12 protein-coding genes are annotated in these 15,245 nt (G+C 37.3%); 4 read left to right on the forward strand and 8 right to left on the reverse strand.

Annotation, left to right across the window (positions count from 1 at the left end; all coding sequences use genetic code 11):
• Positions 1-2: 2 nt before the first annotated feature.
• The 6 genes from ACY0M5_RS07645 to ACY0M5_RS07670 form a co-directional block, all read right to left on the reverse strand.
• Positions 3-1,304: a S28 family serine protease gene (locus ACY0M5_RS07645; protein ID WP_461631341.1), complete on the reverse strand. Its 1,302-nt coding sequence runs from the start codon at positions 1,302-1,304 to the stop codon at positions 3-5.
• A 44-nt stretch (positions 1,305-1,348) separates the two neighbouring features.
• Positions 1,349-2,731, reverse strand: coding sequence for an aminopeptidase P family protein (locus ACY0M5_RS07650; protein WP_461631342.1), 1,383 nt, complete (start codon positions 2,729-2,731; stop codon positions 1,349-1,351).
• Between the two features lie 395 nt (positions 2,732-3,126).
• Positions 3,127-3,732: a LysO family transporter gene (locus ACY0M5_RS07655; RefSeq protein ID WP_461631343.1), complete on the reverse strand. Its 606-nt coding sequence runs from the start codon at positions 3,730-3,732 to the stop codon at positions 3,127-3,129.
• Between the two features lie 115 nt (positions 3,733-3,847).
• A complete protein-coding gene (locus tag ACY0M5_RS07660; protein WP_156197158.1) occupies positions 3,848-4,132 on the reverse strand; it encodes a LysO family transporter in 285 nt (94 codons plus the stop codon).
• A gap of 181 nt (positions 4,133-4,313) precedes the next feature.
• On the reverse strand, positions 4,314-5,324 hold the full coding sequence (locus ACY0M5_RS07665) for an aldose epimerase family protein (protein WP_156197159.1): 1,011 nt from the start codon (positions 5,322-5,324) through the stop codon (positions 4,314-4,316).
• Positions 5,325-5,501: 177 nt separating this feature from the next.
• Positions 5,502-5,774 (reverse strand): DUF493 family protein, encoded by a 273-nt coding sequence (locus tag ACY0M5_RS07670; RefSeq protein ID WP_124992132.1) that lies wholly within the window; start codon positions 5,772-5,774, stop codon positions 5,502-5,504.
• A 262-nt stretch (positions 5,775-6,036) separates the two neighbouring features.
• Here ACY0M5_RS07670 and ACY0M5_RS07675 point away from each other — a divergent pair, with 262 nt between their 5' ends.
• From ACY0M5_RS07675 to ACY0M5_RS07690, 4 genes are all read left to right on the forward strand, one after another.
• Positions 6,037-7,158, forward strand: a complete 1,122-nt coding sequence (locus ACY0M5_RS07675; RefSeq protein WP_461631344.1) for an efflux RND transporter periplasmic adaptor subunit — start codon at positions 6,037-6,039, stop codon at positions 7,156-7,158.
• Between the two features lie 6 nt (positions 7,159-7,164).
• Positions 7,165-10,329: an efflux RND transporter permease subunit gene (locus tag ACY0M5_RS07680; RefSeq protein ID WP_461631345.1), complete on the forward strand. Its 3,165-nt coding sequence runs from the start codon at positions 7,165-7,167 to the stop codon at positions 10,327-10,329.
• Between the two features lie 75 nt (positions 10,330-10,404).
• Entirely contained in the window at positions 10,405-11,703 is a 1,299-nt protein-coding gene (locus ACY0M5_RS07685; protein WP_461631346.1) for a TolC family protein, read from the forward strand.
• A gap of 474 nt (positions 11,704-12,177) precedes the next feature.
• Positions 12,178-13,749, forward strand: a complete 1,572-nt coding sequence (locus tag ACY0M5_RS07690; RefSeq protein WP_461631347.1) for an ArnT family glycosyltransferase — start codon at positions 12,178-12,180, stop codon at positions 13,747-13,749.
• 194 nt (positions 13,750-13,943) lie between these two features.
• Here ACY0M5_RS07690 and ACY0M5_RS07695 read toward each other — a convergent pair whose 3' ends face one another.
• Positions 13,944-14,405, reverse strand: a complete 462-nt coding sequence (locus tag ACY0M5_RS07695; RefSeq protein ID WP_321317994.1) for a PaaI family thioesterase — start codon at positions 14,403-14,405, stop codon at positions 13,944-13,946.
• A gap of 189 nt (positions 14,406-14,594) precedes the next feature.
• Entirely contained in the window at positions 14,595-15,065 is a 471-nt protein-coding gene (locus ACY0M5_RS07700; protein ID WP_461631348.1) for a PPC domain-containing DNA-binding protein, read from the reverse strand.
• Positions 15,066-15,245: the final 180 nt, after the last annotated feature.

Genomic DNA, 15,245 nt, shown 5'->3' on the forward strand with positions numbered 1-15,245 from the left:
AATTACTTTTCATTGTTAACGGTTAATTGTACATCCATCCATTTTTCCAAAGTGTTTAAAATTTCTTTCTTCATTTCAGGAGGAAAGCTGTTGATTCTTGATCTGTGAGATCCTTTGGGATTCACAAACTTTTTGCATTTGTCATTTCCTTTCAGATCAACTGAAGTTGCCGACCATGTATCGTTCTCACCATATATGAACAATATTTTTTCCGCATCAGTCTGCAGCCATTTGTTGATTTTAATCATCGATGAGGCATCAAATTTCCGGATAGGTTCATTGGGGAAAGTAAAATCGAAAGTGATATCCTTTTCATCGTTCAGGTATTGTTTGAAAGGAGCAATTTCGTAGCTATACATTCCAATCTCGGTTAATGCCTGATGATAAAATGCAAGAAGCGGTTTGATGTTGCTAACATCGAAAAAATCGATACTTGATACTTTAAACAAATGCTCGAAAAGCTCTTCAGAATTGGCATTTTTATCGGGAATGCTGTCAATTCCGCCCCATTGCCAATAGGCAAATGGATATTCCAGAATACTTAAATCAAGTGCCTTTTCCAGGCCCATTGAGAAAGAATAGTTCTTCTCTTTTGCATAGGCATCAGCAAGAGGAAGTAATTTTTCTCTGTTATTAAAGCAAGCCAGCTGAAATTGATAAATCTGATCTCTGGTTTCTTTGCTGCCAACACTGGCAAGGCGTTCGTGGATTCTTTTGTCTTCACGAGCCAGATTAAGTGGTGCAACATAAGGAACACTAACATCAACATCATCAGGATAAAAATACCTGTGAAAAATAGTTGTTTGCCCTCCTTTACTGATTCCGGTCGACAGCCATTTTTTAGGATATATTTTACGCAAAGCCTGAATGATTACATGCTGATCGGCAGCCGCTTGTTTGATGTTTAGGTATTGCCAATTCAAACTATCGGGCATTGAATTTTTAAAGTAACGGTGCTCAATGGTCAATTGATTTGCATTCAGTAATTTGCTCAACTCCGCAGCCTTTTCAGACCAAATCTGATAACCTTCCAGTTCCACAACCATAGGCTGATCGAAAGACTGATGACCCAATAAGACCCGTTGTTGAAATGTTCCAGCCTTGGGATTTTGATGATCGAGATCTTGTGTAAAATAGAGTTCGTAATACGCTGCAAAAGTAGAGTCTCCGGCAATCTTTTTTACACTTACTCCTGGGATTTCTTCAAGTTGGGTCAGCAGATCTTTTGGTTTTGTTTGTCCGCAGGAGATGCTGCCAACGAAAAGAAATCCAATCAGAAGGAATGTAATTTGTTTAAGTTTCATTGATTAGTAATTTTAGAAAATATAGGGCGTGTTAATGATAATTTTTAGATTCTTTCTCTTTCTACATCAGCAATGCTTTTAGGAATAGGTTTTCCTAACAAACGGGCACCATCAGGAGTAATTAAGAAATCTTCTTCATTCCTAATGCCTCCAAAGTCTTTGTATTGTTCTACTTTATCGTAATTAATGAATTCCTCGAATCGTTTTTCGGCTTTCCACATGTCTATTAATTCAGGAATAAAATAGATTCCCGGTTCAATGGTTAATACAAATCCCGGTTCAAGTTCTCTTCCCAGACGCAATGATTTTAGTCCAAACAGAGTACTTTTTGCTTCGCCGTTGTAACCAACACAAACCTCGCCTAAATTTTCCATATCATGAACATCCATTCCCATCATATGACCAGTACCGCATTGAAAGAATAAGGCGTGTGCTCCTTGTTGAACAGCATCTTCAACATTTCCTTTCATAAAACCCATTTGCTTCATTCCTTCGGCAACAGTTCGGCATGCAGTAAGATGAACATCTTTAAATTTAGTACCGGGCTTCAATTTTGCAATGGCCGCATTGTGAGCATTCAAAGCAATCTCATAAATTTCTTTTTGGCGGGTTGTAAATGTTTTATCTACAGGAAATGTACTCGACATATCACCCGAGTAATGCATTCCATTTTCAGCACCACAGTCAAGTAATACCATATCGCCGCTTTTTAATGTATTGCCATGATAATGGTTGTGAAGTGTTTGTCCGTTTATAGTTGCAATTGTTGGGAAAGATGGTTGTCCACCCATGCTGATTGCTATTTCCTGAACTTTGGCAGCAATTTCATATTCTTTCATTCCCGGGCGAGCCATACGCATGGCTGCAAGATGCATTTCTGCTGTAATGTTAACAGCCTCTTCAATTTGAATGATCTCTTCGGCTGATTTGTAATTTCTTTGATTTACAACCGCCTGAATGAATTCAGAAGATGCATTTTTTACTGAAATATTGGGATGAACATTCAATAGGGACTGTAATTTAATTTGATGTTCAGGACGGTAAGAGGGCAGGTGATGAACTCTTTGTCCTTTTGTTAAGGCTTTTTCAAGATATGTTTTTAATTCTGACTGGGGAGCTGTCTCTTTAATTCCAACAGTTTCGCTTTTTTCTTTTATGGTAGGCTGGGTACCCATCCAAACAATATCATCAATGGTTAATTCATCGCCGAAAATAATTTCACGATTTTCATCGATATCTATAATTGCATTTAGTCCGGCATAATCGGAACCAAAGAAATATAGAAAGGTACTGTCCTGACGGTAATGATAAGTGTTGTCAGCATAGTTCATTCCACTTTCGTCGTTGCCAAGAAAAAGCAGGATTCCTGATTTTACGTCAGATTTAAGTTTGTTTCTTCTGTTGATATAGGTTTCTTTTGAGAACATCATTATGGGTATTTGGTTAATTAATATATACTATTGAGTATTTGTTTAAGTACCTTAACAAATTGGTAAATTTAAACTGGATGTAATTTATTTGTTCAATGAGGAAACTATTAAATTATGCCTGCGGGATACAAGAATCTCACTAAAGGACATTATCAGTTAGAATGCACAGAACAAAATAAGTTGTGAAAAGTGATATTGGGGAGATTTAACAAATCCAACATTCGAACAAACCTTTGTACGAACAATTGTAAAGAAGTATAAATTCGTTAAAACAAAACATGATAAGCTTGTTGATTCGGAGTAAATTTATAAAAAACAAATTAGTTTATTGGTGTATTATTTTTAAAATGAGTTTAAACTGCAGTAAGTTCCTTTTTAAAGCCGAAAAAAAATTATACGAATTTTAGTATGATTGGAATAATTACAGGGACTAATATGGTAAGTACTATTCCACTAAAAACGGCAATGATAGCGTACTCTTTTCCTGAATAGCGTATAATAATCGGCAGGGTCGTATCCATTGCAGTTGCACCACCAGATGCAATCCCGGCTAATTTTCCAAAGTATTTTACAAATAAAGGAGTTGCTAAAAGAGTCAGTATTTCCCTGATGATGTTTGAAAGAAGAGCAATAACACCCAGCGTATCGCTATGAAATTCTGTAATAATAACGCTGGATAAACTATAATAGCCAAATCCGGCTCCCACAGCCATTGCTTCACCAATACCAATATTCGAAAGCAAGGCAGAAACAGCAGAAACACCAAGAAGAGATCCTACAATGACTGATAGAGGAACCAAAATAATCTTGATGTTCACCTCACGGATTACTTTCCACGAACCGCGATCGGTTCCAATTCCCATACCCACTAAAAACATCAACAAATAAAGAGCATATATACTGAAATCACCTTCTAAAAGAGAGGAAGGTAAAAAGCGTGTTAGTCCAAGGATTAAGCCCAGAATAAAGAAGCCAAGAATTATTAAACTGCCTTTCATGTGTCTAAATTTGTTTTTTATTGCCACATGTAACTTGCCATGCTGGAATAATAATCTTCCTATGTATTAAAATCTCTTTGGTTTGGATGTTCATAGTTATCGTTGAAATAGAGATTTATTTCTTTTTGAAAAATAGGATATAGGTAAAATAGGCACAAATTAAAGAACCTAAAACAGCTCCGATTGTAAGGATCAAAGCTTGAATTCCGATAGAATCAAGATTGTTTAGTATTTGTTTATTGGTTCCAACACCTATCCCCAAAAGAAAAAGCAATAGAAAAATAGAAAATGATGTTAAAACACCAATAACTTTTATGATTTTTGGGCGGTTGCCAATAAGAAGACCAATTCCGATTCCTAAAATCATTATGGATAAAACAATGATGATGTCCGTTAGCATAGTTGTGACAATCTTATTAAAATAAGTTTTGAAATCTGAGCCTGCAAGATTGGTTTTTTCTTTCAGATAATAAAATTGTAATATCAGATAGTTTGTTTTTTATTGCCGTGCTATTTCAGGAGGAGACATTTACAGTTAATAAAAAAGGCTGCATCTTTCGAAACAGCCTCTTATCTATTTTTTAGAAAATAAGTTTGTAGTTTGTCTGATGCTGGTACACTTCGCCAGGTTGTAACCACCCCTGTTTAAAGTTTGTATGATTGGGAGCATCGGGATAACCTTGAGCTTCTAAAGCAACACCTGAGAAAGAACCGAATTTCCCAGCTGCGATATATTTTCCTGTATAAACCTGTAAACCAGGGAATGTGGTTGCAATTTCCATTGTTACTTCACCATTTTTATCAGAAAGTTCAGCTATTTTTCTTGGTGTTTCAGTCGATTCTCCAAACGCAAAACAGTCGTCGTAGTTCTCAATATCTTCGATGTCTCTGTCTATTTGTTTTTTTGTTCTAAAGTCGAAAAGAGTGTTCTTGATATTGTATATTTTGCCGCTTGGAATCAACAAATCGTCTGTTTCTAAAATGAACTCAGTATCAATCTGAAGTTGATGGTCTAAGATACTCTCAAAATTGTTTGATAAGTTAAAATAGGCGTGTTGAGTTAGATTAACCGGGGTTGTTTTATCCGTTACAGCTTTGTAATGAATCTGCAATTCGTTATCATCAGTCAACTTATAAATTACCTCAGTATTTAAATTTCCGGGAAAATTTTCTTCTCCATCAGGACTCAGGTAAGTTAATTTTAAATCAGTATTGTTCCCGATTTCTGCTTTCCATACTTTTCTGTCAAACCCAATATCACCACCATGCAAATGGTGCATTCCATGGTTGCAGGGAAGCTGGATTTCTTTTTCATCAAGTGTAACTAATCCTTTGTTAATTCGATTTCCAAACCGACCGATTAAAGCTCCAAAGTAAGGATAGTTTTTAAGGTATTCCTCATTTGTATACTCTTCAAGCGAATCAAAACCCAGAACAATCTCTCTTTCCTCGTTGGGCAAAGGAAGAGTAAATGAGGTAAGAATACCACCATAATTGGTGATTTTTGCTGTCAGGCCATTTTTATTTCGGAGAGTGTATAGTTGTACTTTTTCTCCATCACGAGTCAATCCAAAATCAATTACATCTATCATTTAAAAAATTGTTAGTTTTATTCAGAAGCCCGAAAGTAAAACAAAATATCCATTTTTCATTTTAGAAAGGGAATTTTTAACAAATTAATTAACGTAAAGGCAATCAGAGGAATGGAGAGTTTAATTAGCTCTTTAGCATAATCAGTTTTTTAATAAGGATGTAAACAGTGGCTTTTGTTAAAGTATCATTATGCCTTCAATGCGCTGTGCTTTCATGTAAATATCGATTACGGCATCAGCTGATTCCATCTCTTTTTTCAAAGTAATTCCTATGAATTTTAAGTCTTTGGAAGTTTTAAAAGAAAATTCAGTATCTGCAGGGAAAAGTTCCTTAACAGCCTTTACTTTTTCATCTGAATTGGGAATGATAAATTTAAACATATATAATGAAGGCCAGGTTAATGACTCCATGAGCTGATATCTAAGTTTCGTATATTTTTCTTTTTCCATTTTGTGTTCAAATATAAATTGGAGGTCAAAAATCGGAATTTATTTTGAATTTATCGGTTTTTGAAAACTGAATGTTCAAATGGAAACGAATAAAACCCGCTATTTGTTTCACTGAAAGTTTAAATCGGGAGGTTTGTCGAAATCCAAATGAAAATTTTAAAATTGGTTAAGATTATCTCATAAATATCTATCTTTATGCGTTATAAATAAAAATTATTGATCGTAAAAATTCTTGTTAAGAAACTCCAAATAAATTTTATAGATGAATCGGAAAATAACCATCGTTTTACTGGTAATTGCAACATTGGCAATTTCTTTTGTTGCAATGAAAGGCTTAAGCAGTTTAAAAGAATCTCCTAAAAAGAATTTAGATAAAAAAAAGCTGCCATTTGTTAAAGTTGAGGCTGTAAAGTACAATGAAATATCTTCTCCAATAGTTGAGAAAGGACGATTGGCTTCTAATCTGGAAGTGAATTTGAGTTCGGAAGTTGCGGGCAGAATTGTTGAGACAGGAGTCCCTTTGAAAGTGGGACAGAAGTTTAAAAAAGGACAATTGCTGATTCGTATTTACGAGGAAGATGCAAAAATGGATTTACGCGCTCTTAAAAGCCGTTTTCTGAATAAACTGGCTGAGAATTTGCCGGATATTAAAGTTGATTATGCAGATAATTTTGAGGCGTGGATGAATTTTTTCAATGCGATCAATTTGGAGGAAAGTATTCCTGAATTGCCAAAGGTAAAATCCGATCAGGAAAAGGTGTTTATGGCAAGTAGAAATATTTTAGGCGATTATTATGCCATTAAGAGTGCTGAAGTTAAGTTAGATAAAAGAAAAATATATGCACCCTTTGATGGTTCTTATGCCGAGGTAAATACGCAGATCGGATCGGTTGCCGGAATGGGCACTAAGCTGGCCGGCATCATTGAATCAAATAATCTGGAACTTCAGGTTCCTATTGAATCGAAAGAAATTTCATGGTTGAGTTTAAATGAAAAGGTAGATATTTTGGATTCGGATGGAGAGGTTGTTTTTACCGGAAAATTGGTGAGGAAATCTGATTTTGTTGATGAGGGAACGCAGTCCATTTCAGTTTTTGTAAAGTTGGAGAAAACCAATGGGAATGAATTGTATCAGGGACAGTTTTTAACGGCTCGTTTTAATGGGAAAAAGATTGCCAATGCGATGGAAATTCCCAGAAACGCAGTTTTTAGCTCTAACAAAGTGTTTGTTGTTGAAGGCGGTACCTTAAAAGAAAAGGAAATTAAGGTGATCAAACGAAATGAGAACACCTTGGTTTTTAATGGTTTGAAAGAGGGAGAGATATTGGTTGTGGAACCTCCTGTTAAAGCAACTGAAAACATGCAGGTACAAATCAAGAAATAGCGTATAATGAGAAATATAATATCACAATTTGTAAGATATCCGTTTTACGGGAAAATGATTATTGCGGTGCTTGTTATTGCAGGATTTGTTTCTTTGGCTTTTATGAAGAAATCATTTTTCCCCGAGACCGAGTCTAAAACGATCACAGTTTCTATGGTGTTTCCGGGCGCTTCACCAAAGGAGGTTGAAGAGGGCATAACCTCTCGGATTGAGGATGCTGTTCGGGGAATTGTTGGAATCAAAGAAATGAATTCCGTATCATCGGAGGGCTTTTCCCGATTAACCATCACCACAACCGGCGATTACGATTTAGATGAAACATTAGCCGATGTAAAAAACTCGGTGGATGGAATTCCTACTTTTCCATCGGGAGCCGAAAAAGCCGTTATTGCCAAGCGCAGGGCTACATCACCTGCCGTGCGCATGGTGGTTACCGGCGATATCGATTTAATCAGCCTGAAAAAATATGCCGATCTGATTTACGACGATTTAATGCGTTCGAAAGTCATGTCGCAAATATCTCTGTCGGGTTTTCCAAATCTGGAATTATCAGTAGAGGTGAAGGAAGATGATTTGCGAAGATACAATCTGACATTTAGTGAGATCTCTGCAGCGATCGCCAATAATAATATCGATATTTCGGGAGGAACAATTAAGAATGAGGTGGAAGAAATTCTAATTCGTTCGCGCAACCGATCTGTTGATCCGGATCAAATCGGCGAAATTATTTTAAAAGCAAATCCTGACGGAAGCTACATCCGGATTCGTGATGTCGCGAATACTCATTTTCAGTTTCAGGATGTTCCGAATTCAACCTATGTTAATAAAAATCCGGCGATCTCAATTCAGGTGAACAAGCTGAATAATGAAGATTTGGACGATATATCGGTATACTGTAACAAATATGCCAAAGAGTTCAATGAAAAATATGATGATGCCCGACTGGAAATCAGTTTCGATTTCATTAGTCTGTTGCAGTCAAGATTGAATCTGCTGTTTAAAAATGGCGGGTATGGTTTGTTGCTGGTGATTATTTCATTGGCGCTTTTTCTGAGTTTCCGATTGTCTATATGGGTTGCGTGGGGAATTCCAGCGTCTTTTTTAGGGATGTTTATTGTTGCCAACTTAATGGGAATTACCATCAATATGATTTCTCTTTTTGGGATGATATTAATAATTGGTATTCTGGTGGATGACGGCATTGTGATCGGGGAGAATATTTATTCTCATTTTGAAAGTGGTAAAAGTCCCCGAAGAGCGGCAATAGATGGTACAATGGAAGTTGTTCCTGCAGTGCTTACTTCGGTAACTACAACCATGGTGGCTTTCTCACCGCTCTTGCTGGTTACCGGGAATATGGAATTTATGTACGAAATGGCATTTGTAGTGGTGGCTTGTTTAAGTCTGTCGCTTTTCGAAAGTCTTTTTGTATTGCCTGGTCATATTGGAAACGAAAAAGTATTGCATCGAAATCGGAAGGATAACTTTTTTAACCGGTTTAGAGGAAAAGTTGAAAAGGGAATTCTTTTTGTCAGAGACAACGTTTATGCAGGGACTCTGGATCGTGTAGTTCGTTGGAGATGGTTTGTTGTTTTTATTCCTGCAGCTCTGTTCTTTATTACTATAGGTTTATTTAGCGGCGGATTTATTCAAAGTACATTTTTCCCCAATGTGGCTTTCGACACCTTTGCTGTGAACATAGCTTACAAGCCTGGAAGCAATAAGGAAATCACAATAGCCAGATTAAAGCAGTTCGAAAAGTCAGTTTGGGAGGTGAATGATGAATTGATGAACGAATTTCAGGATACAGCAAATTTTATCAAATATACAAGACTTTCATCAGGTAATGCATTTGGCGGACAGGAAGTGGGGCCGCATGCAGGAAACCTGTCTGTTACTTTGCGTGATATGGAAGGAGCCCCGGTTTCAAGTTTTGATATATCAGACAGAGTAAAGAAGAAATTGGGAGATGTTTCCGATCTTGAGAAATTTACCATTGGAGCCAGCAACCGTTGGGGAGCTCCTGTTTCTATTAGTTTGCTTGGAAACGATTTGGAGCAGCTCAATCAGGCCAACGATTATTTTCAAGGGGAGTTACGCAAAATGTCCTCTTTATACAATATCAACGACAATAACCCATTGGGAAGCCGTGAGGTAAGGTTGCAATTAAAACCAAAAGCCTATTACCTGGGGATGAATTTAAGTTCCATTACATCGCAGATCCGGCAAGGCTTTTTCGGAGGACAAGCACAGCGCCTGCAGGAAGGAAAAGATGAAATAAAAGTGTGGGTTCGGTATCCGAAAACCGACCGGGTTTTTATCGGTCAAATGGAAGACATGAGAATCCGTACACCAAAAGGGGAATTTCCATTGTCGGAATTAATCGATTATGAAATTTTACGCGGGCCTGTTAGCATACAGCGTTACAATGGTGCACGGGAGATTCGTGTTGATGCGGAACTAATTGATCCGAGTGAACCGGTACCACCTATTTTAGACTACATTGAAACCACAATTTTACCCGATTTGGAAGCGAAATTTCCAAGTGTTCGTCCGGAATATCAGGGGCAGCAAAAACGCTCTGCCGAAGATATTCATGAATTGAAAATTTATTTTAGCATAGCATTTATGCTGATCGTTTTTATTGTGATGATTCATTTCCGAAGCTTTACACAAGGAATAATTATATTACTGATGATTCCTTTGGGCTGGATGGGATCTGCCTGGGGACATGGAATTGAAGGGTATCCTGTTTCCATGTTAAGTGTTTGGGGGATGGTTGCTCTTTCGGGGGTAATTATAAACGATGCTGTGGTCTTCCTGTCCAAGTACAATTCGCTGATTGTAGAGGGAATGGAACCTGAGCCTGCTGTTAAAGCTGCTGGCAGAGCCAGATTCAGGGCTATTATTCTAACCACAATAACAACCTCAGTTGGTTTGTATCCATTGATATTGGAGAATTCATTTCAAGCTCAATTCCTAATACCAATGGCTATTGCCCTGGTATACGGAGTTTTAATCGGCACCTTGTTTCTTCTGTTGTTCTTCCCGGTATTAATTTTAATCCTGAATGATATCAGAAAAATAACAAAGGGCATATGGGAAGGTGAAAAAATTTCACCCAGAGATGTTGAGCCTAAGGTGAAAGAATCAAAGGTAAGTTTGGATTAAAAAATATGAATTGCCCTGTATAAATTACCCCGGATTATGATCCGGGGCTCGGGGGTCAAATAAAGAACAAAACAAATGATCAGAAAAGTATCATTATTCATAGTCTTCATTTTGTGCAGTCAGTTTATTGTGCAGGCACAGAAAGAACTAAGTTTGTCCAAAGCCATCGAGGTGGGATTGGAAAACAATTATCAGTTAAAGATTTATCGAAAATCAGAAAAGGTATCTGAATTGAATAATACCTGGGGAAATGCCGGAGCTTATCCCAGCCTTGAATTTAATCTTGGGTATCGAAATACAAAAGATTATAACGAAGAAAAGGATTTCATGAGAAACAGTTTAATTCCTTCTTTGGATGTAAACTGGACTTTATTTGATGGGTTTGCGGTACAAATTCGAAAAGATAAATTCGATGATCTGGCTCAGTTATCAAAAGGAAACACCATAATTGCTGTCGAAAACAAAATAGAACTGATCATTCTTTCCTATTATAAGGTATTGTTAGAGAAAGAGCGCATGGAGGTTGCCCAAAAAGTGATGATTTTATCGTCGGATAGATACGAGAAGGTGAAAGTTGGAAAAGAGCTGGGAAGTTCGGTTACCTATGATGTTTTACAGGCGCAAAATGCATGGTTGCAGGATCGTTCCTCCTTCCTGATTCAGGAAGTGAATTTCAACAATTCTGTTCGGGATTTAAATTTTCTTCTGGGTGTTAAAGAGAGCGAAACCTATACTTTCGCAGATGAGTTCTTACCCGTAAGTGAAGAATTTCAGATGGCAGCATTGCTGGATAAAATGCTTTCGGGAAACAATACTCTTAAAAACAGATACATACAGGAAATGTTGCTGAAAAGGGATGTAGATATGGCACGAAGCAATTATTATCCCCGTGTTTCATTGGGTGCCGGTGTGCAGGGAAATTCAGTAAGAACGAAATTGGATGGTCTGCCTGCTTCAACTGCTGATTCGCATAATTTTTATGCCAATGTGAGCTTGAATTTCATGATTTTTAATGGAAATTCGAATCGAAGAGCCATGCAGATTGCAAAAATTCAGGAAGAAATAGGAAAGGTTGAAACGGAAGATGTAAAACATTCTTTGACGAATTTACTGGTTCAGCAATTTGAGTTGTATGAAGTGCGGAAAGAACTGTATCAGCTTGCCGAGGAGAATTTAGCGGCAGCAGAACTCAACCTCAGCATTTCAAAGGATAAATATGAGTCTGGCAGCATCAATTCGTTCAACTACCGGGACATTCAGATCACCTATCAGAATGTGGCTTTGTCAAGAGTGAATGCTATTTTTAATCTGATTCAATCGAGAACAGCATTGGTACGAATGACGGGTGGAATTTTAAGCGAACAGACGAAATAAATACTGCGGATGTAAACAGTCTTACAAAAACAGGGAATTGTCATTCTAAGCAAAGCCGAAGAATCCATTTTTTTAATGTGGTGTTTCGTGAAGCTCAACCTGCCATTTGTACCAAGGAATGATCCCGATTTTTCCGAAAAGATTTAAACGATTAAAAGCTTGCTGGTATTTGTGTTGCATCACAAATAGCAGCAAGCTTATTTTCTGTATATATAAGATTGCTTTTGATGTTAATTTGGTATTGCAAGCATAGGATAAAGTTTTGCAGAACTATACAATAGAAACATAAAAATTTCCCTCTAAAAGATAAAGTACTATTAGAACAATTGCATTTTCGACCTGCACCATTTTTTTTATGGAAACAGGTAAAAAATGTCTGTCTCACTTATATGGAATGTTGTATATTAGACTGATATACTGGATTTTTTGTAATAAATGTCCAGATCTTCATCGTTGAATTCATATTCTTAATTTATGGCTGGGCATTCACGATTTGGTATTTCTTTTTTATTTGAATTTATTGAGGAGAAATGCTCAATTTTACGTGATGCGGTATATTCCAGATTCACCATTCTGCTTGCCTTTCACCTTTTAATAGTCATAATCAGGATTTTATACGTGCAGTTGAGTTCTTTGGAAATTTATTCAGAAGAAGCACAATATTGGATCTGGTCTCGTCATCTGCAGCTGTCCTACTACTCCAAACCACCTTTAATAGCTTATTTAAACTGGTTCTCCACTTCACTTTTGGGGAATACTCCTTTAGGCATTCGGATCAATGCCATTCTTATTGGATTCGGCATTGCAATGACTTGCTATTATCTTACTTTGGAACTCTTTCACAATCGCAGGACAGCCGCAATCGCATCTTTTCTAAGTTATGTTCTGCCCTTTATTTGGCTTCCCTCATCTTTCTTTACAACCGATAGCCCTCTTCTGCTGTTTTGGCTTCTCTCTCTTTTTTTATTTTGGAGAGCTGTAAATAACAATTTCATGAAAAATTGGATTTATTTTGGCATCTGCCTTGGGTTGGGCATCATTTCAAAGTATTCCATTCTTTTAATACTGCCTTGTTTATTTGTATTTTTATTGCGAAGTCATTCTCATGTTTTTCGAAGCCGAAAGCTCTATGTTGGAGTGAGTATAGGCTTACTGTTTTTTTTGCCTGTTGTTATTTGGAATATAAAAAATGACTTTGTAGGTCTGCGTCACGTTCAATATCTTGCGGGAAATACGAAAGAAGCTGTCCAAATAGAGAAGCTGGCTTTTAATTTTTTGGAATATATTTTCGGGCAGATTGTCATTTTATCTCCATTCTTTATAGGTTTTTATATTAAAATCCTAAAATCATGGATCCATAAGCAGCTTTCAGATGAAATGGTATATCTTATCCTTCCGGGTATTATGGTATTCTTTGTTTTTATGCCCATTGCATTCGTCAGAAGATCGGGCGTTGAAGTAAACTGGCCCATGTTTGCCTACGCCACAATTCCGGTTGCTTTGGCTCATTGGGCTGTAACGGGAAAAAAAACCGGCAGATTAGCGGCGGGTGCTGCAGCAACTTTTATGCTGGTGTTACTCATTACCAATCTATCCGTTCTTGATAAAGTGGAAATTCAGAAAATTATCCCCGTTAAATTCGATCCGACAAGTAGGTTAGCAGGCTGGAAAAGCCTAGCCCAACATGTTGATTCATTGAAAAGAAGGATTCCTTCTACGAACTGTTTTGTATTTTCAAATAACTATCACATTAGCTCCGAGATGCAGTTTTATCTTGAAGAACAACCAGTAACTTATTTTTTAAATCACAACAACCGCATGAATCAATTCAGCCTTTGGCCGGGACTGGAACAGTTTGTCAACAAAAAATATTATGGAATTTTCATCAGTACAACACCAATAAAGGACAAATTGAAAGATAGTTTTGAGGAGATGGGCTCCTTTACTACCCGAAAAACTCTTTATCGCGGAACAGAAATCAATAATTTCAATATTTATGTTTTAAAGGATTTCAAGGGATTTGAGGAGAACAACAGTCACTACTAACTCTTTGGCTCAGTTTTATTAGGCGGATGAATCTATTAAACGCTCTTAAAAGCGTGATTTTATGCCTTGCAGTCATCCCTGCTTTTTCGAAAAAATTTAAACTGTAATCAGCTTGCTTATCAGCCTGTTCAAAATTTGTTTAGCAATACGATTTTAAACTCCCTGTTAAAAAGTTTCTTTTCGGACAGTATTTTTTACTGCCCAAAATGATCAGGAACTAAAACCGAAACAACTTCACCAACAACGCAAAGCACCCCGTTTGCAAACAGTTCCGCTTCCACAATTACTTTTCGAGCTCCAACTTCCTTAATTTTCCCTTTAATTACTATTTCGCCGCCAATGGGTGTGGGTTTTAAATATTTTACCTGTAGCGAGGCTGTAACGCAACGGGGAGCGTTGGTTTCCGAAAGCTCAATTCCCTGTGCTTTAGCCAAGGCCAATGCCGCCGAGCCGGTTCCGTGGCAATCTATCAGCGAGGCCAGCAGTCCGCCGTATACAAAACCGGGAATAGCCGTGTGATATTCTTTGGGCACAAAGCGGGTAATCGTTCCTTCACCCTCCCAAAAAGTTTTAATCTGATGTCCGTGTTCATTTAACCTGCCGCAACCGTAACAATGCGCAAAATGGTCCGGATAGTAATCCTGTATTCCTTTCATTGTAAATATTTTTAAAAACTTTTTTTGTTATCTGACATGAAGATACCAATAAGATCGGTATGCTGAAAAATTTGTTGGGAAATCCATGCCGTCACATGGAGATTAACACTGTATGCAAGCCGTTTTGGTCAGGGTATGACTTGATTCTAATCACTATTTTATAAGATGAGTTTTGATCTTAATTCGGTATTAGTTTCCCACAACTTCTAATTCGTAAAATGTTGTTTCAGGATCAACAACACGTGTAAAATTCAGGTCTTTATTATTGAGAAGCACGACTTCTGCAGTCGTGTAAATGATATTGCCATCTACCAGATGACCACCAATCGTATTGCCTGTGCTATCCGATACCGAGATATGAATATGATTGTTTTTACCATGGTCTGCAAATGTTCCGGTCAAAGAAACAATTTCGTAATGACCCTTTAAATGCAAAAGCTCTTTTTGATTCGCCGGCCGAATAATCAGTTCTCTCAAACTTCCCACACAGGTAGAAACCGATGCCGATTGCAGCTGATTGGTTTCAACAAATTGTGCCATTTCCTGTTTCAGATCCATCCCCGGTTTTAAGCGCAGGGCATACATTTCAACATTATTTTGCTGGCAGGAAACCAAACTGATAAAACCTGCAAGAAGCATAAAGGCATTTAATTTCAACATAGACATATTTTTAGGAAAATGTAAAATTAGAAAATATAAAAATGGTAAGAGCCAACAGGGAACTAAAAGTTTTCGCAAAAAAAGAGGGGGGCAATGCCAATTGAAGAGAAGAATTTGCCAATGGAAGGGGCACCTAGGCCAATTGGAGGGTGGTACATGCCTGGGGGATAGTGTTTATTA

It is taken from the genome of Labilibaculum euxinicum (assembly GCF_963678175.1).
In the GTDB taxonomy this organism is placed as follows: domain Bacteria; phylum Bacteroidota; class Bacteroidia; order Bacteroidales; family Marinifilaceae; genus Labilibaculum; species Labilibaculum euxinus.